This window comes from Rhodococcus sp. IEGM 1318 (assembly GCF_033142465.1).
GTDB classification, from domain to species: domain Bacteria; phylum Actinomycetota; class Actinomycetes; order Mycobacteriales; family Mycobacteriaceae; genus Rhodococcus_F; species Rhodococcus_F qingshengii_B.
This window is the reverse complement of record NZ_JAWLSC010000008.1, coordinates 118,927-138,258: the sequence shown is the minus strand read 5'-3', so window position 1 is coordinate 138,258 and position 19,332 is coordinate 118,927. Positions and strand designations below refer to the sequence as shown.

21 protein-coding genes are annotated in these 19,332 nt (G+C 63.4%); 15 read left to right on the top strand and 6 right to left on the bottom strand.

Annotation, left to right across the window (positions count from 1 at the left end; translation table 11 throughout):
• The first annotated feature begins 6 nt into the window (after positions 1-6).
• On the top strand, positions 7-1,011 hold the full coding sequence (locus R4P65_RS19660; protein ID WP_317827809.1) for a DMT family transporter: 1,005 nt from the start codon (positions 7-9) through the stop codon (positions 1,009-1,011).
• Here the strand turns inward: R4P65_RS19660 and R4P65_RS19655 are convergent.
• From R4P65_RS19655 to R4P65_RS19645, 3 genes are all read right to left on the bottom strand, one after another.
• Entirely contained in the window at positions 973-1,806 is an 834-nt protein-coding gene (locus R4P65_RS19655) for an SDR family NAD(P)-dependent oxidoreductase (protein WP_230813027.1), read from the bottom strand. The genes R4P65_RS19660 and R4P65_RS19655 overlap by 39 nt on opposite strands.
• Positions 1,803-2,300, bottom strand: coding sequence for a nuclear transport factor 2 family protein (locus R4P65_RS19650; RefSeq protein WP_230813228.1), 498 nt, complete (start codon positions 2,298-2,300; stop codon positions 1,803-1,805). The genes R4P65_RS19655 and R4P65_RS19650 overlap by 4 nt, the downstream gene beginning before the upstream one ends.
• Positions 2,301-2,393: 93 nt before the next feature.
• On the bottom strand, positions 2,394-3,029 hold the full coding sequence (locus tag R4P65_RS19645) for a helix-turn-helix domain-containing protein (RefSeq protein ID WP_317827808.1): 636 nt from the start codon (positions 3,027-3,029) through the stop codon (positions 2,394-2,396).
• Between the two features lie 83 nt (positions 3,030-3,112).
• Between R4P65_RS19645 and R4P65_RS19640 the strand changes: the two genes are divergently transcribed.
• Positions 3,113-4,537 (top strand): MFS transporter, encoded by a 1,425-nt coding sequence (locus R4P65_RS19640; RefSeq protein WP_317827807.1) that lies wholly within the window; start codon positions 3,113-3,115, stop codon positions 4,535-4,537.
• 15 nt (positions 4,538-4,552) lie between these two features.
• Here the strand turns inward: R4P65_RS19640 and R4P65_RS19635 are convergent, their stop codons facing one another.
• Positions 4,553-5,008, bottom strand: coding sequence for a ferritin-like domain-containing protein (locus R4P65_RS19635; RefSeq protein WP_317827806.1), 456 nt, complete (start codon positions 5,006-5,008; stop codon positions 4,553-4,555).
• On the bottom strand, positions 5,005-5,454 hold the full coding sequence (locus R4P65_RS19630; protein WP_230813229.1) for a hypothetical protein: 450 nt from the start codon (positions 5,452-5,454) through the stop codon (positions 5,005-5,007). The genes R4P65_RS19635 and R4P65_RS19630 overlap by 4 nt, the downstream gene beginning before the upstream one ends.
• A 271-nt stretch (positions 5,455-5,725) precedes the next feature.
• Here R4P65_RS19630 and rimP point away from each other — a divergent pair, with 271 nt between their 5' ends.
• From rimP to R4P65_RS19570, 12 genes are all read left to right on the top strand, one after another.
• The gene (rimP, locus tag R4P65_RS19625) at positions 5,726-6,334 is read left to right on the top strand and encodes a ribosome maturation factor RimP (protein ID WP_317827805.1); all 609 of its coding nucleotides are present in this window, start codon (positions 5,726-5,728) and stop codon (positions 6,332-6,334) included.
• The gene (gene nusA, locus R4P65_RS19620) at positions 6,331-7,362 is read left to right on the top strand and encodes a transcription termination factor NusA (protein WP_230813032.1); all 1,032 of its coding nucleotides are present in this window, start codon (positions 6,331-6,333) and stop codon (positions 7,360-7,362) included. Before rimP ends, nusA begins: the two co-directional genes overlap by 4 nt.
• Before the next feature lie 44 nt (positions 7,363-7,406).
• Positions 7,407-7,757, top strand: coding sequence for a YlxR family protein (locus tag R4P65_RS19615; RefSeq protein ID WP_095970750.1), 351 nt, complete (start codon positions 7,407-7,409; stop codon positions 7,755-7,757).
• Positions 7,758-7,865: 108 nt separating this feature from the next.
• Positions 7,866-10,820, top strand: coding sequence for a translation initiation factor IF-2 (infB, locus tag R4P65_RS19610; RefSeq protein ID WP_317827804.1), 2,955 nt, complete (start codon positions 7,866-7,868; stop codon positions 10,818-10,820).
• A 113-nt stretch (positions 10,821-10,933) separates the two neighbouring features.
• A complete protein-coding gene (locus R4P65_RS19605) occupies positions 10,934-11,224 on the top strand; it encodes a DUF503 domain-containing protein (RefSeq protein ID WP_003942205.1) in 291 nt (96 codons plus the stop codon).
• A 311-nt stretch (positions 11,225-11,535) separates the two neighbouring features.
• Positions 11,536-12,015, top strand: coding sequence for a 30S ribosome-binding factor RbfA (gene rbfA / locus R4P65_RS19600; RefSeq protein ID WP_003942248.1), 480 nt, complete (start codon positions 11,536-11,538; stop codon positions 12,013-12,015).
• 12 nt (positions 12,016-12,027) lie between these two features.
• Positions 12,028-13,020, top strand: a complete 993-nt coding sequence (locus R4P65_RS19595; RefSeq protein WP_317827803.1) for a bifunctional oligoribonuclease/PAP phosphatase NrnA — start codon at positions 12,028-12,030, stop codon at positions 13,018-13,020.
• Positions 13,021-13,030: 10 nt separating this feature from the next.
• Positions 13,031-14,434 carry an MATE family efflux transporter gene (locus R4P65_RS19590; protein ID WP_411742560.1) on the top strand — a complete coding sequence of 468 codons (1,404 nt, stop codon included), beginning with the start codon at positions 13,031-13,033 and terminating at the stop codon, positions 14,432-14,434.
• Positions 14,419-15,342 carry a metallophosphoesterase family protein gene (locus R4P65_RS19585; RefSeq protein WP_317827802.1) on the top strand — a complete coding sequence of 308 codons (924 nt, stop codon included), beginning with the start codon at positions 14,419-14,421 and terminating at the stop codon, positions 15,340-15,342. Before R4P65_RS19590 ends, R4P65_RS19585 begins: the two co-directional genes overlap by 16 nt.
• 13 nt (positions 15,343-15,355) lie before the next feature.
• Positions 15,356-16,015 carry a 4'-phosphopantetheinyl transferase gene (locus R4P65_RS19580; protein WP_230813038.1) on the top strand — a complete coding sequence of 220 codons (660 nt, stop codon included), beginning with the start codon at positions 15,356-15,358 and terminating at the stop codon, positions 16,013-16,015.
• Positions 16,016-16,039: 24 nt separating this feature from the next.
• On the top strand, positions 16,040-16,960 hold the full coding sequence (truB, locus tag R4P65_RS19575; RefSeq protein ID WP_230813039.1) for a tRNA pseudouridine(55) synthase TruB: 921 nt from the start codon (positions 16,040-16,042) through the stop codon (positions 16,958-16,960).
• Positions 16,957-17,433, top strand: coding sequence for a GNAT family N-acetyltransferase (locus R4P65_RS19570; RefSeq protein ID WP_317827801.1), 477 nt, complete (start codon positions 16,957-16,959; stop codon positions 17,431-17,433). The genes truB and R4P65_RS19570 overlap by 4 nt, the downstream gene beginning before the upstream one ends.
• Before the next feature lie 4 nt (positions 17,434-17,437).
• Here the strand turns inward: R4P65_RS19570 and R4P65_RS19565 are convergent, their stop codons facing one another.
• Positions 17,438-18,184: a metal-dependent transcriptional regulator gene (locus R4P65_RS19565; RefSeq protein WP_269590693.1), complete on the bottom strand. Its 747-nt coding sequence runs from the start codon at positions 18,182-18,184 to the stop codon at positions 17,438-17,440.
• Positions 18,185-18,301: 117 nt separating this feature from the next.
• Here R4P65_RS19565 and R4P65_RS19560 point away from each other — a divergent pair, with 117 nt between their 5' ends.
• A complete protein-coding gene (locus R4P65_RS19560; protein WP_230813041.1) occupies positions 18,302-19,282 on the top strand; it encodes a bifunctional riboflavin kinase/FAD synthetase in 981 nt (326 codons plus the stop codon).
• Positions 19,283-19,332 lie beyond the last annotated feature (50 nt).

Here is a 19,332-nt window from a genome sequence, read left to right as displayed (position 1 = left end):
TAAAACATGAGTATTAAGAGTAGCGCTATCATCGCGCCACAGGCACTGCTACCGACGACATCGTCTCGATCCGGTTTGTGGTGGGGCTTGCTCGGAGTGCTGGCGTTCTCGTTCACCGTTCCGCTGACGAGGGTCGCCGTCGCGGATCTCGACCCGTTGTTTGTCGGTGCGGGCCGCGCCGTCGTTGCCGGAGTCCTTGCGATTGTGATGCTTTCGGTCACTCGCGCGACGCTTCCGACGATTCGGCAATGGTTGCGCATCGCACTCGTGACTGTTGGTGCAGTTCTGGGGTTTTCACTGTTCACCACGTTTGCGTTGCAGACATCGCCGGCAAGTCACGCGGCGGTGGTGATCGGTCTACTTCCCGCGGCTACCGCGGTATTTGCCGTCGTTCGAGGAAAAGAGCGCCCCAGTCCGGGATTCTGGTGGGCAAGCGCCGCCGGTGCGGTGTCCGTCGTAGGGTTCGTGGCCGTCGCAAACGGTGGACTCGGCTCGTTCCATCTTGCGGACCTTCTTCTGTTCGCCGCGGTTGTCTGTGCAGCGCTGGCATATTCGGAAGGTGCGTTACTAGCTCGCGAGATCGGGTCGTGGCAGACGATTGCTTGGGCATTGATTCTCGGACTGCCGGTCACGATGGCGTTGACGGTGGTGTCCATGGCGCAGACACCGGTCTCGGCTGATATGAACTCGTGGCTTTCGTTTGCCTACCTGGGGTGCGTGAGTATGTTTCTCGGGTTCTTGCCCTGGTACCGGGGCCTGGCGATCGGTCCCATTTCCACAGTGAGCCAAACACAGTTGGTTCAACCTGTACTCAGCATCGCGTGGTCGGCGCTGATACTCGGTGAGGCGTTGTCACCCTCGATCATGGCCGGTGGCGTCGTCGTAATCGTCTGCGCCTGGCTTGCTTTGAAGGCCCGAGTGGCAGCGCCGCGTGCTGTGTCGGCACGCGACGCGACTACTGCCACCGATGATTCAGAAGAGCGGGCCGCCACCGAAGGCACTGCGATGTGACGCAGGTTGTTTCCCGTTGGCGTCGGTGATTCCGTACTCGACGGCCGTCTCCGCCGTGATCAGTGTGTGACCGCTACGCGCGTTCACTTCTGGATCGTTGGCCAACGAGGTGATGACCTGACCGACGAATTCGGGGGTTTCAGCCTCGGCCAGCGAGAAGCCTTCGAAGCTCTCGATCCCGCTCGCTTCCATGCGTTCGTTGCGGATCAATCCGAGCCAGAAGGACAGCGCGGTGACGCCGGTTCCCTTCAATTCGACGGCCATGTCCGCGGCCATCTTGTCCAAGCCTGCCTTCGACATGCCGTACAGCACCGAGTGCAGGTACCCGCGGGTCCCGAATGACGAGATGTTGCCGATCACTCCGCTGCCCCGGGGAACCATTATCTTGGCCGCTTCCACCGAAGCAACGTAGTGGGCGCGTAGTCCGATCCCGATCAGCGAATCCCAATCGTCGATCGGCCTCTTCCAGAACGGATCAGCAAAGCCTGCATAGCCGGCCGGGTTGGCCCAGACGTTGTTGACCAGGAGATCGAGGCGCCCGGACTGTTCGTCGGCGATACGGGCAAACAGGTCGACGATCTGCTGATCGTCGCTGTGATCGCACTGCACGGCAATGCCGTGACCACCGCGCTCGGTGATCTCCGCTGCGGTGCGATCGAGCGGGCCGTCGGCGCCGACGGTTCCTCGTGCCGTCACATACACCGTCCACCCGTCGCTTCCCAGGGCGAGGGCAATGCCCTTACCGACGCTCCTGCTGGCACCGGTTACGAGCGCAACTTTTCCGTTCGTCGTCATCGCGGCCCACCCAACGAACCCTCGGCGATATCAGCGTCCGGGGACAGGGGGGTGGTGATCGACCACGTCTCCGTGAAGTGGCATTGACTCATTTTCCACACACCGTCCTCGATCACGTATTTGTCGGCGTATTCCCCGGTCATCAACTTCTCGGTGCGTCCGACGGTGTCGACCTGGCGGAACTGCAGGGTCCATCGACCTTCCGCGGAAGTCTCCGAGGTCAGTGCGATATCGGGATGCAATCCGTGATGCATGTCGAGTACCGCGTACCGGCCGTCGACCTTACGGAGAGCGATCTTCTCGAAGATGTCCGCCATCGGCCCCGCGTCGTCGAACGCGCCGAGGCGGCCGTAGTCGATTGACGCTCCGGAACGGATGAAGCTGTTGCGGAACTGAACTGGATCCTTGGCGTCACATGCTCGCCAGTAGCCGTGCTTGAGCTTCTTGATTTCCTCGATCTGTTCGAGCGCGTCGAGGCGTTGTGCGAGATCCAACATCGGTCCTTTTCGTCTGGGTTTCCCGGAGACATGTCGGATCGACTGTAGGGTGTCCTCAGTCACATGTGTGTAGCTTTTCCCAGTGAACGGTCAGGAATCGGTGTCGGTTTCGCTCGAGGATTCGTCGCCGGTGAGCGTGATCGCAGTCGAGTCGCTGAAGACGCTGCCCCAGAGCTCGCCGAGGGCGGGATCTTCTTCGGCGTGTTCGGGCGCCATCATTGCGAGCAGATTGTTGATCAGCATCCCGTTCGCAATGAACAAACGCGCTTGCTCGGGCGTGCAGCCGGTGCGCTCACGCAGCAGGGTGTAGATGCCGGACATGGCGGTCCGGGACACGGCGGCGACTTCATCGGTGCTGGTGGCGAAGCCGTGCAACATGACAAGCAGTAGATCTCGGTCGAGGACCAACTCACCGTAGGCGGATCCGAGCTCGGCCCAGAACTGCGGATTGCTCGGATCGATCGTGACCGTATCCAACTTGTCGTCGAAGGTGCGCACGATTTCGTCGAGCGCGCGCGTGAACACCGCGTGGAACAGATCTGCCTTGGTTCCGAACATGCGCACGACGTAGGGCTGCGAGACACCGGCTTCTTTGGCGACGGCGTCCGTACTGGTACCGGAGTATCCACCCTTTGCAAATGCTCGTGTTGCCGCGGCAAGGACCAACGCGCGACGTTCCGGTGCGCTCATCCTGCGGGTACGTGGTTCAGCTGCACCGATCGACATGTTGACACGTTATCACCGGATAGCTTAATTTCGACTTAAGTAATCAATCAATGCCTTAAGGCACCTTCACGCGAGGAATCACGATGACCGTTCTGACGAAGTCCGGATCGGACGCCGCATCCGGGTCGGAAAACAGTGGAGGACGTAAGGTCCCGATCGCGATAGCGATGGTTGCTGCTTCTCTGCCCATGTTCATGGCCACCCTCGACAACCTCGTGATGACGAGCGCGCTACCGGTGATCGAGAAGGAACTGAATGCGTCCGTCGGGCAACTTCAGTGGTTCATGAACGCGTACACGCTCTGCTTTGCGACGCTGATGCTTTCGGCGACGACGCTCGGCGACCGGTGGGGGCGCCGCCGGATGTTCGTGTTCGGGATCGCGCTGTTCACGGCGGCATCGATTGCTTCGGCGTTGTCGACGACACCAAGCCTGCTGATCGCGGCCCGAGCCTTTCAGGGCGCCGGCGCTGCCGCGATCATGCCGCTCTCGCTCACTCTCCTCGTGGCAGCGGTACCGGAAGCCAAGCGCGCCATGGCAATCGGCGTGTGGGGTGGAGTCTCCGGACTGGGAATCGCGATGGGTCCGGTTGTCGGTGGAGCAGTAGTCGACGGGTTCTCGTGGCAGGGCATCTTCTGGATCAACGTGCCGGTTGCGATCGTCGCTGTTCCTCTTGCGTTGTACGCGCTGCGTGAATCGTCCGGTCGCACGCAGCCTCTCGATCTTCCCGGTGTCGCGCTCGCCGGGCTCGGCGTGTTTCTGGCGGTATGGGGAATCGTTCACGGCAACGACGAGGGCTGGGGATCCTTCGGAGTGGTGGCCTCGCTGGTGGGTTCCGCAGTTGCCTTGGCGCTGTTCGTTCTTCGCGAGATGAAGACGTCGCATCCGGTGATGCCCCTACGTCTGTTCCGCTCGCGCAGCTTCTCGATGGCGAACATCATCGGTTTGACCTTCTCGATCGGTATCTTCGGGGCGGTGTTCCTGCTGTCGCAGTACCTCCAGATCGTGATGGGCTACAGCCCGTTCCACGCAGGCCTGCGGACGCTTCCGTGGACGGCAGCGCCGATGATCTTCGCGCCTCTCGCAGGTTTTCTGGCGCCCAAGGTCGGGCTCCGTTCGCTCCTGCTGACCGGATTATTGCTCCAGGCCGGAGCACTGTTCTGGTTGGCCGCGTTGATCGGTCCGGACGTGACGTACGGGTCGCTGGTTCCTGCGCTGCTGATGGCGGGCATCGGCATGGGCCTGACCTTCGCGCCGAGTTCGACAGCTGTGCTCGTCGACATGGACGAACCCGATCACGGAACGGCCAGTTCGACGAATTCCACGCTTCGTGAGATCGGTGTTGCTCTGGGAATCGCTGTTCTCACCGCAGTCTTCCTCGCCGCTGGCGGTGCGCTCACTCCGCTGGGCTACGGCGATGCACTGACACCGGCTCTGCGCGTCGGCGGTTGCTTCGTGTTGGTCGCGGTGGTCGCGGCATTGTTCGTGCCCTCGCATCGCAAGGCCTGAACAACTGCACAGCAGTTACGTAGTCGGGTCCCCCGGAAACGCTGAGGTCGCCGGAGCGGTTCCCAGTGCGGACCGCCAACCGGCACCGCGGATTGCCGCATCGGTGAGGCCGTCGATTCCGAACGTGCGGAGTTGGTCGGTGTCGACTTGCTCGACAAATGCCCGGTAGGTCACGGCAGTGTCAGCTTCGATCTGTGCAGCCAATTGTGCTGCGGTAACGGCATCGGTCACCGGGAACGGAATCTCGTAGGCCGCCGCGGCTGTCGGCGGGGTCTCGCCGGTTTCGGTCGAGAGTGCGACGAGAGCATCGCGTCGAGCGCGGTGCGCAGCTGTGTGCGTGGCAACTTCATCGACACGGGCAGGGTTCGAAAATGCGGCGACTACTCCGTAGGCGAAGATCGCGGCATTCTCGGATTCGATGGCGGTCAGCAAGGCAGAACTCTCGGATCGACGGGTGTGCGAAGTGATCACGGAAGCAACACCGCAACCTGGGTTGAACACGACGCGCTGATCGAGCCGAGCAAGCCTGCGCGATAGCCGGACATCGTCCGCGCCAGGTCTGAGGCACTGCGCGCCGAATCGGCTAGCGAGGTACTCAGCGTGTCGACGCCAGTAGGAGCGTTCGCGGCCGAGGTTGACGGCGATGCAGTGGTCGTAGCGGCGCCGCCCGCTGCCCGTGCAATTTCGGCATCGAGTTCGAGTGCATGCGCTGTTCGTTCGGCGCTGATCGTCGTGAGCGAGGCCGACTTGTCCGGTGCAAGAGCGATCGCGGCGGTTGCCGCTGCCGCGTCCGAACGAGCTCTCTCGGCCTGGGCCGTCAGCTGGTCGACTTCTGCAGCCGCCTCCGCTGTGCCGTCGTCGGTGCAGGCGGACAAGGTGAAGGCTGCAGCGCCCAACGCTGCTGCGGTTCCCGTCATCTTGATCGCACTCCGCCGGGAGAGTGGGGTAGTGGTCATGGGCGTCAGCACCAGTCCATCGTGCCAGGTGGTCGGCCGATCGTTCGAATCCGCGGGTCGTGTTCAACTGTGACGTGCGTCGGGCACTCTGGTCACGGAGACGCGCAATGAGCGGTACTCTTGGATGCTTGCAGCATGTGGCACCTGGTGTCTTTTCATGCTCGCAGCCGCCCACGTCGACCGTCGACACAAGTCGGACAATCGACGACAACTGAAATGAGGAGTTCGCGAGATGCCGGTGCCATCCAGGGAGAGGGTGATCGAGCTGATCTCCGAACTCGTGCACGCCCAGGGTTACGACGTCGAAGACGTAGTCGTGACCAACGCGGGCAAGCACAGCGCGGTGCGCATCATGGTCGACAGCGATGCCGGGATCGAACTCGATGCCGCCGCAGAGATCAGCAGACTCGTTTCGGAACTCTTCGACAGTCTCGACGAAATCGGTGAAACGCCGTACACCCTCGAGGTGACCTCGCCGGGAATCGATCGTCCGCTGACGCTCGCGCGTCACTGGCGTCGAGCTCGGGGACGTAAAGCGCGCATCGATCTGGCCGGCGAGACCGTGGTGGGCCGTATCGGAACGTTGAACGACGATTCGGTTGCGGTTGTCATCGGTGGGCGCGGCGGACTGAGCGTGCGAGAGATTGCCCTGGCCGACGTACAGAAGGCAGTCGTTCAGGTGGAGTTCTCGAAGCCCAGTGAGGCGGAGTTGGAACTCGCGGGCGGCATTCCGGAGGGCCGTGCAGTCCCGTCGGATGCGATTGATGTCGGTGTCGACAGCGCTGAAGACGACGAAGCAGAATTAGAAGACGTAGAAAACGAAGAAGGGTTCGACAAGTGAATATCGACATTGCAGCGTTGCGAGCGATCGAAGCCGAAAAGGGTGTCTCGATCGAAACTGTGATCGCCACGATCCAGACCGCGCTGCTGACGGCGTATCGCCACACCGAGGGACACAAGCAGAACGCTCGGATCGACGTCAACATCAAGACCGGTTCCGTGCGAGTCATGGCGCACGACACCGATGCAGACGGCAACATGATCGGCGAGGAGTGGGACGACACTCCTGAAGGATTCGGCCGGATCGCGGCGACAACCGCACGCCAGGTCATCCTGCAGCGCCTGCGCGACGCCGAGCATGAGCGCAGTTTCGGTGAGTTCTCCACACATGAGGGTGAGATCGTCGGCGGTGTCATCCAGCGTGACACGCGAGCGAACTCTCGAGGAATGGTCGTAGTTCGCATCGGCAGCGAATCCAATGGCGCCGAAGGATTGTTGCCGCCGGCAGAACAGGTTCCGGGTGAGAACTACGAGCACGGTGAGCGCATCAAGTGCTACGTCGTCGGAGTTGCTCGCGGCGCTCGTGGCCCACAGATCACCCTGTCGCGGACCCACCCGAACCTGGTTCGCAAGTTGTTCGCCCTCGAGGTTCCGGAGATCGCGGACGGCAGCGTCGAGATCATCAACGTCGCGCGCGAAGCAGGACACCGTTCCAAGATCGCCGTTGCCTCACGCGTGCAGGGACTCAACGCGAAGGGCGCGTGCATCGGCCCGATGGGTCAGCGCGTCCGCAACGTCATGAGTGAACTGGCGGGGGAGAAGATCGACATCATCGACTTCGACGAAGATCCGGCGACCTTTGTCGGCAACGCACTTTCCCCGTCGAAAGTGGTCTCCGTCACTGTCGTCGATCCCGAAGCTCGCGCGGCCCGTGTCATCGTGCCCGATTTCCAGCTTTCGCTGGCCATCGGAAAAGAGGGCCAAAATGCCCGCCTGGCTGCGCGGTTGACGGGTTGGCGTATCGACATTCGTAGCGATGCGGCACCCGCTGCAGATGCGTCCGAGCGGCCCGCCACGTCCAACGGATAACGGTGGAATGCAGTGATCGAGACGGTTCGGCGGTAGAGTGGACAATGGTTCGACGTGAGTCCTCGGATTCTGCGCGCGTGAAACCCGGTTCTCCGGTTAGAACGTGTGTGGGGTGCAGGGAACAAGGGTCGGCTGTCGATCTGTTGAGGGTCGTGGTTGGTGAGCAGGGGCCGGAGGGCTCCCCGCTGATCCCCGACGTATCGCGAAGACTCCCCGGTCGAGGTGCATGGCTGCACCTGGATCCGAGTTGTCTGAGCCTGGCAGAGCGGCGCCGAGCATTCAGCAGAGCACTGCGAGTGTCCGGAAATCTGGACACGTCCGCTGTCGACCAACTGGTCGACGCAGTTCACACAAAAGCAGTACCTCTCGAGAAGAACAGGCACAAGCACTCATGAGCACACCGTGAAGCACCAACGATGAACGTCCATCGGCGATAACCCGAGGTCGTGCGGGACCCACATCTGTGGGATGCCTCCTGCTCGACCTCATCAGTGAGGAGAGCAGTGGCAGGCAAGGCCCGCGTGCACGAGTTGGCTAAAGAACTCGGTGTCACCAGCAAGGAACTACTCGCAACGCTCAAAGAGCAAGGCGAGTTCGTGAAGTCTGCGTCATCCACAGTGGAGGCGCCCGTCGCCCGTCGTCTGCGGGAGTCATTCCCGTCGGCAGGCGGAGCAGAAACCAAGACCGAGACCGGCGCATCCGCTCCGGCCCGCCCCGCGGCAAAGCCCGGTGCACCGTCGCCGTCAGCTGCAAAGCCCGGCGCCCCGCGTCCCGGCCCCAAGCCGGCCGCACCCGCACCGGCCGCACCCGCACCGGCCGCTCCCGCAGCACCGGCACCGGCAGCCCCCTCGGCTCCCGCAGCCGCTGCTCCGGCAGCACCGTCCGCGCCGGTCCCCACCCCGACGTTCAACGCTCCGAAACCAGCACAGCCGGCACGCCCGGCTCCGGCTGCTCCCGCAGCGTCGGCACCGGCAGCCCCCGCGGCTCCGGCCGCACCGTCCACCGGCGCAAAGCCCGGCGGACCGCGTCCGGGACCGAAGGCACCTCGCGTCGGTAACAACCCGTACTCCTCGGCTCCCGCCGAGCGTCCGGCACCTCGTCCGGCTCCCGGCGCACCGCGCCCGGGTGCGGGTCAGGGCGGTTCGCGTCCGGCTCCGGGTCAGGGCGGTCCCCGTCCGGCTCCCGGCCAGGGTGGACCTCGTCCGGCTCCGGGTCAGGGCGGTCCCCGTCCGGCTCCCGGCCAGGGTGGACCTCGTCCGGCTGCAGGTCAGGGCGGACCCCGTCCGAGCCCCGGCTCCATGCCTCCTCGCCCGAACCCGGGTGCAATGCCTGCTCGTTCCGCTCGTCCTGCGCCCGGTGGCGGCGGACGTCCGGGTCGTCCCGGTGGCGCTCCCGGTGGTCGTCCGGGTGGCGGCGGTGGATACCGCGGTGGCGGCGCTCCCGGCGCCGGTGCCGGTGCAGGTGCTCCTGGTGGAGCAGCTCCGGCCGGTGGATTCCGCGGTCGTCCCGGCGGCGGTGGCCGTCCCGGCCAGCGCGGCGCAGCGGCAGGTGCATTCGGTCGTCCCGGCGGAGCAGTTCGCCGTGGACGTAAGTCGAAGCGGGCGAAGCGCGCCGAGTACGAAAGCATGCAGGCTCCCGCAGTCGGCGGCGTCAGGCTGCCACGCGGCAACGGCGAGACCATCCGTCTCGCTCGCGGCGCATCGCTGTCGGACTTCGCGGACAAGATCGATGCGAACCCCGCAGCACTCGTGCAGGCGTTGTTCAACCTCGGTGAGATGGTCACGGCAACTCAGTCGGTCAACGACGAGACGTTGGAGCTGCTCGGCGGCGAAATGAACTACGTCGTGCAGGTCGTCAGCCCGGAGGACGAGGATCGCGAGCTGCTCGACAGCTTCGACCTCACCTACGGCGAGGACGCCGGCGGAGAAGAGGACCTCGAGTCCCGTCCGCCTGTGGTCACCGTCATGGGCCACGTCGACCACGGTAAGACCCGTCTGCTCGACGTGATCCGTAAGGCGAATGTCCGTGAGGGCGAAGCCGGCGGCATCACGCAGCACATCGGTGCCTACCAGGTGCTGACCGAGCTCGAGGGCAACGAGCGCCTCGTGACGTTCATCGACACCCCGGGTCACGAGGCCTTCACGGCCATGCGTGCTCGTGGCGCCAAGGCCACCGACCTCGCGATCCTTGTTGTCGCAGCCGACGACGGTGTCATGCCGCAGACGGTGGAAGCGATCAACCACGCCCAGGCGGCCGACGTGCCGATCGTGGTCGCGGTGAACAAGATCGACAAGGAAGGCGCGAACCCGGACAAGATCCGGCAGCAGCTCACCGAGTACGGACTGGTGGCCGAGGAGTACGGCGGAGACACCATGTTCGTCGACATCTCGGCGAAGCAGGGCCTCAACATCGACGCACTGCTCGAAGCAGTGCTGTTGACGGCCGACGCTTCCCTGGATCTGCGCGCCAACCCGGACATGGACGCTCAGGGTGTTGCCATCGAGGCGCACCTCGACCGTGGCCGCGGCCCCGTCGCTACCGTGCTCATCCAGCGCGGAACGCTGCGGGTCGGCGACTCGATCGTTGCCGGCGATGCTTACGGCCGCGTCCGCCGTATGGTGGACGAACACGGTCAGGACGTACACGAGGCACTGCCTTCACGTCCGGTCCAGGTCATCGGCTTCACGTCGGTCCCCGGTGCAGGCGACAACCTGCTCGTGGTCGACGAGGACCGTATCGCTCGCCAGATCGCAGACCGTCGCAACGCACGTAAGCGCAACGCGCTTGCAGCGAAGAGTCGTAAGCGCATCAGCCTCGACGATCTCGATGCAGCTCTGAAGGAACATTCACAGCTGAACTTGATCCTCAAGGGTGACAACTCGGGAACCGTGGAGGCCCTCGAAGAGGCTCTCCTCGGAATTCCGATCGACGACGAGGTGCAGTTGCGCGTCATCGACCGCGGTGTCGGTGGCATCACGGAGACCAACGTCAACCTGGCTGCTGCGTCCAACGCGATCATCATCGGCTTCAACGTCCGCGCCGAAGGCAAGGCAACGGAGCTGGCGAACCGCGAGGGCGTCGACATTCGCTACTACTCGGTGATCTACCAGGCCATCGACGAGGTCGAGAAGGCACTCAAGGGTCTGCTCAAGCCGGTGTACGAAGAGGTCGAGCTGGGCAAGGCAGAGATCCGCGCCATGTTCCGTTCGTCCAAGATCGGCAACATTGCCGGTTGCTTGGTCACGTCGGGCAGCATCCGTCGCAACGCCAAGGCACGTCTCATCCGCGACAGCAAGGTCGTCGCCGAGACAGTCACCATCTCCTCGCTCAAGCGGGAGAAGGAAGACGCAACCGAGGTTCGCGAAGGCTACGAATGTGGTTTGACCGTCACCTATTCCGATATCAAGATCGGTGACGTTCTCGAGTGCTACGAGCTTCGCGAGAAGCCGCGCGACTGATTATGTCGACACGGGCGTTGGGGCGGACGCACGTGAGTACTAGCTGACATGGACTCTCCCGGACTTGAACATTCAAGGCCGGGAGGGTCCATTCGGCTCTGTCTAGGGGGAAAATGTTTGTAGGGGCACTGGAGTTCGACATCCTTTTCGGGGATGTCCACTCACTCAAGGAAAAGCGTTCGATGCTGTCGCCGATCCTGACGGAACTCCGTCGATTCGGCGTGAGTGCAGCGGAGGCGGGGGAGCAGGGACGCCTGCGTCGTGCGCTCGTGGGCGTCGGTGTGGTCAGCTCGTCCGTCGATCACCTACACGATGTTCTCGATCATTGTGAACGGGCAGTGGCCGAGCGTCCCGAGATTCAGTTGCTGGCAGTGAGAAGGCGAATCTTCGGCCCGGAAGACTGAGCGTCACCGATCGGTGTCAGTGAGCCACGCTTCCAGACGGCGTACCGAATCGAGTTCGTCGGAAAAGGATTCGGTGGCTTCGGGACTAACTGTGACGGTGTTTGTGCTCACGCTCGACGCACCCGGTTGCCGTGGAGATCGACGACGGCCCTGCCAGCGGTGTGAATGTGCTCGAGGACCTCTGCGTATGGTGATTTGGTTGCCGGGTAGCCGATGGACGAGACTGTTGTCGGTAATAATTCTTGTTAACCAGAACTTTGATCGATCGAGTCACCTCGATTCGAGTGGCCAGGTAGAGGAGACTGACAGTCATGGTAGATCCAGCCCGGGCACGCAAGTTGGCAAAGCGTATCGGAACCATCGTCGCGACGGCGATCGATCACGAGATCAAGGATCCGCGACTCGCATTCGTGACCATCACCGACACCAAGGTCACCAACGATCTGCACGACGCGACGGTGTACTACACCGTCATGGGTGAGAAGGTCGATTCTGCGCCCGACGTGGAAGCCGCCGCTGCAGGCCTCGAGAAGGCCAAGGGCGTTCTGCGCTCGAAGGTTGGTGCCGGAACCGGAGTGCGATTCACGCCGACTCTGACGTTTGTCGCCGATACCGTTCCCGACACCGCGCGTCATATGGAAGAGCTGCTGGCCCGTGCCAAGGCCGCCGACGACGAGGTCGCCAAGGCGCGTGAGAACGCTCAGCCCGCCGGAGATGCAGATCCGTACAAGGAGCCGCGAGTGGCTTCGGACGAAGACGAGGCGTCGCCAGATGTTCGTGAAGCCGACTGACGCGCACCAAGAATGACGATCACCGCACTTTCGGACGTCGACCCCTGCGAGGCGAAGTTCGCTCAGGTGGCCGAGGTTCTCGAAGCAGCACACACGGTGACAATTCTCTGCCATGTGCAGCCGGATGCGGACACGATCGGCAGCGGACTTGCACTCGGCCTCGTTCTCGAGCGTCGGGGATTTTCGGTTCAGGTGGCGTTCAGCCGGCCGTCGGCGCTGCCCGAGTCGATGCGTGATTTCCCCGGTGTCCACCTGCTCGTGGCTCCCATCGATGTTCGGGAAAACGTCGATGTGTTGGTGACCGTGGACGTCGGGAGCGAGGGGCGGCTCGGTGAGTTGGCGAGTCGACTCGCCGGCGCGAATCGCACGATCGTTCTCGATCACCATCGTTCCAATTCCGAATTCGGAACCATCAACGTCGTCGACGAAACCGCGGCTTCGACGACGGCGCTCATCGCGCGATTCTTCGATTCGTGGGGAGTCGCGATCGATCGCGATATCGCGCACTGTCTCTATGCCGGGCTGGTCACCGACACCGGCTCCTTCCGCTGGGGTGGACCGACCCCGCACGTGCTCGCGGCGCGTTTGCTGGCGACCGGCATCGACGGCGACGCGATTGCGCGAAAGCTGCTCGACACCCATCCGTTCGGGTGGTTGCCGATGCTGGCTTCGGTACTCGGGTCCGCGGTGCTGGTCCCGGAAGCCGCGGGTGGACGTGGGCTGGTGTACGCGGTGATCCGACGCAGTGACATCGGCGATCTTCGTTCCGAGGAGATCGAGAGCGTCGTCGATATCGTGCGAACCACTTCGGAAGCCGAAGTTGCCGCGGTACTCAAAGAGTCGGTTTCCGGAAGCTGGTCGATCTCGTTGCGTGCAAAGTCGGCGATCGACGTGTCGGCGGTGGCCGAAAGTCTTGGTGGCGGCGGGCATCGGCTGTCGGCCGGATATACGTCGGCCAGTTCCAGCGACGAGATTGTTGCCGCGCTCGTCGCGGCACTCGGCTGAATCCGCGGCATTGAGCGAAACCGACGCCACCTCGGCGGGATCTTCAGCAGCTGATTTCGATGTCACTGGACGACGAATCTTTTCCCTCGCGTTTCCGGCACTCGGGGTGCTGGCGGCTGAACCCCTGTATCTGTTGTTCGACATCGCCGTGGTCGGTCGACTCGGGGCGCTTCCGCTGGCCGGGTTGGCGGTCGGTGGTCTGATCCTGTCGTTGGTGAGTACGCAGCTGACCTTCTTGTCATACGGCACGACGGCGCGCGCGGCACGGCTGCACGGAGCGGGCCGCGAGCGCGACGCGGTGGCCGAGGGCGTTCAGGCGACCTGGCTGGCGGCAGCGATCGGCTTGGCCTTGGTCGTTATCGTGCAGGTGATCGCCGGCCCGCTGACTTCGGCGGTGGCCGGGACTCCCGACATCGCCGCGGCTGCGGAAAGTTGGCTTCGGATAGCGGTATTGGGTGTTCCACTCATCCTGGTAGCCCTGGCCGGCAACGGCTGGATGCGCGGGGTTCAGAACACGGTGCGACCGCTTCGGTTCGTCCTTGTCGGCCTGGGTATTTCGGCGGTCTTGTGCCCGATTCTCGTGCACGGTTTGCTCGGTGCTCCGCGTATGGAACTCGAAGGGTCGGCTGTCGCGAATCTGGTTGGCCAGACCGTTTCAGGTGTCCTGTTCGCTTGGGCGCTCTTTCGTGAACCGGTTTCCGCCCGACCGCATTTTGCGATCATGCGGGCGCAGATGCTGATGGGCCGTGACCTGATTCTGCGCAGCCTCGCATTCCAAGCGTGTTTCGTCTCTGCGGCTGCAGTGGCGTCGAGGTTCGGTGCTGCCGTCGTGGGTGCACACCAAGTTGTCCTCCAACTGTGGAACCTGGTTTCGCTCCTTCTCGATTCCTTGGCCATCGCCGCTCAGACGCTCATCGGAGCGGCGCTCGGCGGCGGATTCGCAGCCGCGGCGAAGAAGATGACCTGGCGGATCACCGCATGGTCGACGGTATTTGCCGTGTTGCTCGCGATCCTCTTCGCCGCCGGACACTCCGTGATCCCCGGACTCTTCACGTCTGACGCCGAGGTGCTCGGTCAGATGTCGATCGCGTGGTGGTTCTTCGTCGCGATCATGCCGGTAGCGGGAATCGTGTTTGCACTCGACGGTGTTCTACTCGGTGCCGGCGACGTGGTGTTTCTGCGCAACGCGACCATGCTCTGCGCAGTTCTCGGGTTTCTGCCCGCGATCTGGCTCTCTCTCGCCTACGACTGGGGGCTGGCCGGAATTTGGGCAGGGCTTACCGTGTTCGTAGTACTTCGGATGGTCGCAGTGTCGTGGCGAGCGTTTTCCGGCAAGTGGGCAGTGACGGGTCCGGCGACGGCGAGGCGCGGAAGTTCAACTGAGGAAGCAGAGGGATCGTGGCAGCAAAGTTGATGGCGGTGAGCGACATTCATGTCGGTCACAACGGCAACAAGCCGATGACGGAAGAACTGTTTCCGGATTCGCCTGACGACTGGCTCATCCTCGCCGGTGACGTCTCGGAGAAGACGGACGACATCCGGTGGGCGTTGAAGCTCCTTCGCAGCCGATTCGCAAAGGTCATCTGGATTCCGGGCAACCACGAGCTGTGGACAACCGCCAAGGATCCGGTTCAGATTCACGGAGCGCCGCGGTACGAATACCTGGTCAACATGTGCCGCGAACTCGACGTCATCACGCCCGAGGACCCGTTCCCGGTCTGGGAGGGAGACGAGGGGCCGGTCACGGTCGTCCCGATGTTCCTTCTCTACGACTACTCGTTCCTGCCCGCAGGTGCGCGGGACAAGGAACACGGGCTCGAGATCGCGCGGGACAAGAACGTCGTCGCCACCGACGAGTTCCTACTCTCGCCGCAGCCCTATGCAACGCGCGATGCGTGGTGCCGGGCGAGAATCGAATACACCCAGGCACGGCTGGACGCGCTCCCCGAAGGCACAAAAACCGTTCTCGTGAACCATTTCCCGATGGTCCGGCAGCCGACGGACGTGCTCATGTATCCGGAGTTCGCACTGTGGTGCGGAACGACTGCGACGGCCGACTGGCATGTGAAGTACAACGCGGTGTGCTCGGTGTACGGACACCTGCACATTCCCCGAACCACGTACTACGACGGCGTCCGCTTCGAGGAAGTCTCACTCGGATACCCACGTGAATGGCGTCGGCGCGGTCTGCCGGAGAAGCTGTTGCGTCAGATTCTTCCCGTGCCGGAGTACCCGCCGGGAACGCTCAACAAGTGGGGTGGCCACTTCAAGGTCACGCCCGAGCAGGAAGCCGAAGTCGAGCGCATGCGCGCCGGACGCTGAGAGGTATCGCTACGTGATCGAACAGATTCTTCCCGGTGGAGTCGCGACGGCCGAGGCCTTCGTCGATCCGCCCGGTCTGGTACCGCATCCCAGCGAGGAGGCGTTGATCGGCCGCGCCGTCGAGAAGCGTCGTCGCGAGTTCGTGACTACTCGGCACCTTGCGCGTCAGGCGATGGGCAAGCTCGGTGTTCCGTCTGCTGCCGTCATGCGCGGCGAGCGTGGTGCCCCGCTGTGGCCGCAAGGAGTGGTCGGGAGCCTCGCCCATTGCGACGGCTACCGCGGCGCTGTCCTCGCGTACTCCATGCAGGTCCGCTCACTCGGGATCGACGCCGAACCGCACGGCCCGCTGCCGGACGGGGTTTTGCCCGCGGTCAGCATCGAGGCGGAACGCACGTGGCTGGGTGCCCAGGAGACCGACGGTCCGGTGCATTGGGATCGAGTGCTTTTCTGCGCGAAGGAAGCCACGTACAAAGCATGGTTTCCGCTTACCGGGCGTTGGCTGGGGTTCGAGGACGCCCACATCACGTTCGAGGCGGAGTCGGACACTTCCGGAACTTTCACTTCACGTCTGCTCGTCCCCGGTGAGGCGACGTCCGGTCCGCCGCTCACCTCTTTCGGCGGCAGGTGGTTGGTGTCGGACGGGCTCATCCTGACGGCAATTTCGGTGCAGTGAGGGCGACTGGCAGAATCGGGACACGTGTCAGCTCGTGAAAAGCCTTCCTCCGGTCTTGTCGGCGCCGGAATCCTGATCGTCGACAAAGAGGCGGGTATCACCAGCCACGACGTGGTCGCTCGATGCCGCAAATTGTTGAACACCCGCAAGGTGGGACATGCCGGGACGCTTGATCCCATGGCGACCGGCGTCCTTGTTCTCGGGGTGGAGCGTGCGACCAAGTTGCTCGGACTCCTGGCGCTGACCACCAAGGCGTATTCGGCGACTATTCGCCTCGGCGCAGCGACGGACACGGACGACGCCGAGGGTGAGGTCCTGACTTCCGCAGACGCTTCGCAGGTGACGGACGCGGAGATCGGCGCGATCGTGGCCACGCTGACCGGAGACATCAAGCAGATCCCGGCGAGCGTGAGTGCTATCAAGGTCGACGGTCAGCGCGCACACGCATTGGTGCGAGCCGGAGAAACCGTCGAACTCTCGCCCCGCCCGGTAACGGTGTCGACTTTCGAGGTTCTGGCTCGGCGAGATGTCCCGGGAGGGTTCGTAGATCTGGATGTCGACGTGGAGTGCTCGTCCGGTACGTACATCCGCTCGCTCGCACGGGATCTCGGTCGTGAGTTGGGCGTCGGCGGTCATTTGACGGCACTGCGCCGCACCCGCGTCGGGCCGTTCACTCTCGAACATGCGCGCACGCTCGAAGATCTCGCAGAACAGCCGGATGTGAGCCTCGACATCGATCAGGCCGCGCAGACGGCCTTTCCACATCGGCAGATCACGGCGGAGGAAGCCGAGGCGATCAGTCAGGGTCGTTGGCTCGAGCCGATCGGGATGAAGGGGATCTGTGCGGCCATCGATCCCACGGGTCACACGATCGCGCTCTTGCAGGAGAAGGGTCGACGCGCCAGTTCGGTAATGGTTGTGCGGCCGGCGACGCTGCGCGGATGATCGTTCGCGAGCGTGTCGAAAGCGACCTCGACGGTTGCGTCGACGCGCTGGCGCAGGTTCATGAGCGCGACGGTTATCCGGACACATGGCCGCAGATCCCACGACGTTGGCTCAGTTCGCCAACTCTGGTGAAGGCGTGGGTCGGTGAGAGTCACGGCCGTGTTGTCGGCCATGTCGCCCTCGACAGCTCGCTCGGAGGTGCGCCCACTACTGCGGGCACGATAGCCGTGTCGCGACTATTCGTTCATCCCGGTTCACGCGGAAACGGCCTCAGTGGTGCGCTACTTGACGCCGTGACGGATTTTGCCGTCGACCGTCGGTTGGGACTGGTGCTCGACGTCGTCGACGACGCTCTGCCGGCGATCGCGCTGTACGAGCGTCGAGGTTGGGTGTACGTCGACGAGAGGCTCGCCGACTGGACGCGGACTGACGGCGTCCGGCCCGTGGAACGTCGATACCGGCTGCCGCTCTGAGCGGTTAGACGAGCCAAATTGCTTGAGCGACTGGGCTTCCCAGGTCGATGGTATTCGGGCTGTCGCCGAGTCGCACGGACACGGTACCGGCGAAATCGCGGCGCTCCTCGACAGTGATCTCGACATCGAGACTGACGCCGACGGAATCGAAGTACCGGAGCATTTCGGGATCGGAATCGGAGATCCGGGCAACGCGGCCCCGTTCGCCGTTGGCGAAGTCGCTGAGCTGGCGGGCCGGGGGAGTCGGTACCGAACCATCGGTGGCGGGAATGGGGTCGCCGTGTGGGTCGCGTTCGGGGAAGCCGAGTTTGGCGTCCATCCGGGAGATCATCAAATCGGAAACGGCATGTTCGAGGACTTCGGCTTCGTCGTGGACTTCGTCCCACCCGTACCCGAGTTCCTGAACCAGGTAGGTCTCGATCAACCGGTGGCGCCGGACCATGGACACAGCAGCGGCGCGGCCGCTGTCCGTCAAGGCGATGGAACCGTAGCGGGCGTGATCGACCAGGCCCTGGTCCGAGAGTTTGCGGATGGCCTCTGACACGGTCGAGGCCGAGACGCTCATCTTCTCGGACAGGAGCTTGGTGGAAACCCGTTCGTGGGACCACTCCTGGATCGTCCAGATGACCTTGAGGTAGTCCTGAGCCACCGACGAGAGCGCGAGCGTGTCGATTGCCGCGTCGTGCGCCGAAGTGTTGTCGCTGTCCGACGCCGATGATGCTTCCGGGGTTCCGGTCTTGTGAGCTGCCACAACGCTTAGCTTAGGCTACGAAATCCGGAACTTCCGTACGTGAGCGGCAGCACAGCGGTGATTCGCTGGGCGGGTCCGAACGTGACCCGCCGCTAGTGGACCCGTAGGCTGCCAATCGTGCTGAGATGGCGTGGTCTCGACGAAGTTCCGGCCGATTGGGGTCGTTGTGTGCTCACTATCGGTGTGTTCGACGGTGTGCATCGGGGGCATGCCCAATTGATAGCGAGAGCGGTTACCGCTGCCCGCAAACGTGGTGTTCCGAGCGTGTTGATGACGTTCGACCCGCATCCCATGGAGGTTGTGCGGCCGGGTAGTCATCCAGCCCAGTTGACGACGCTGCAACGGCGTGCGGAATTGGCTCAGGATCTGGGCATCGACGTCTTCTGCGTGATGCCGTTCACCGCTGATTTCATGAAGCTGACGCCCGAGCGCTATGTCCACGAAATTCTCGTCGAACGCCTGCATGTCGCCGAGGTGGTGGTGGGTGACAACTTCACCTTCGGCAAGAAGGCGCTCGGAAACGTTGATCTTCTGCGTGAGATGGGCGCTCGTTTCGGCTTTGCCGTCGACGGCGTCCAGCTGCTCGCCGAGCATGCAGTGACCTTCTCGTCCACCTACATCCGCTCCTGCGTCGACGCGGGCGACATGGAAGCGGCTACCGAAGCTCTCGGGCGTCCGCATCGTGTCGAAGGTGTAGTCGTGCACGGTGACAAGCGTGGACGCGAGTTGGGATTCCCGACGGCCAATGTTGCACCGCCGATGTTTTCGGCCATTCCGGCCGACGGTGTGTACGCAGCGTGGTTCACGGTGCTCGGCGCCGGTGAGGAACTCGGAACTGTCGTTCCCGGTCGTCGATACCAAGCCGCAGTGTCTGTAGGGACCAATCCGACCTTCTCCGGCCGGACCCGAACCGTCGAGGCGTACGTACTCGACACCGAAGCCGACCTGTACGGGCAACATGTCGCCGTCGACCTGGTTTCGCGGATTCGCGGGATGGAGAAGTTCGACTCGATCGAGTCGCTCGTCACGGCGATGAACCGGGACGTCGACCGTGCTCGCGAAATCTTGAGTGAGGACGCAGAGCGCAGCGTGGGTTGAGCGCAGAGCGCAGCGTTAGTGGCGGCGGCCACATTCGCTGTAGGCGTGCG

Coding starts and splice junctions, on each gene's coding strand:
- R4P65_RS19660 (WP_317827809.1), top strand. CDS start 7: ATGAGTATTAAGAGTAGCGCTATCATCGCGCCACAGGCACTGCTACCG.
- R4P65_RS19655 (WP_230813027.1), bottom strand. CDS start 1,806: ATGACGACGAACGGAAAAGTTGCGCTCGTAACCGGTGCCAGCAGGAGC.
- R4P65_RS19645 (WP_317827808.1), bottom strand. CDS start 3,029: ATGTCGATCGGTGCAGCTGAACCACGTACCCGCAGGATGAGCGCACCG.
- R4P65_RS19640 (WP_317827807.1), top strand. CDS start 3,113: ATGACCGTTCTGACGAAGTCCGGATCGGACGCCGCATCCGGGTCGGAA.
- R4P65_RS19630 (WP_230813229.1), bottom strand. CDS start 5,454: ATGACGGGAACCGCAGCAGCGTTGGGCGCTGCAGCCTTCACCTTGTCC.
- rimP (WP_317827805.1), top strand. CDS start 5,726: ATGCCGGTGCCATCCAGGGAGAGGGTGATCGAGCTGATCTCCGAACTC.
- R4P65_RS19615 (WP_095970750.1), top strand. CDS start 7,407: ATGGTTCGACGTGAGTCCTCGGATTCTGCGCGCGTGAAACCCGGTTCT.
- R4P65_RS19605 (WP_003942205.1), top strand. CDS start 10,934: ATGTTTGTAGGGGCACTGGAGTTCGACATCCTTTTCGGGGATGTCCAC.
- rbfA (WP_003942248.1), top strand. CDS start 11,536: ATGGTAGATCCAGCCCGGGCACGCAAGTTGGCAAAGCGTATCGGAACC.
- R4P65_RS19595 (WP_317827803.1), top strand. CDS start 12,028: ATGACGATCACCGCACTTTCGGACGTCGACCCCTGCGAGGCGAAGTTC.
- R4P65_RS19570 (WP_317827801.1), top strand. CDS start 16,957: ATGATCGTTCGCGAGCGTGTCGAAAGCGACCTCGACGGTTGCGTCGAC.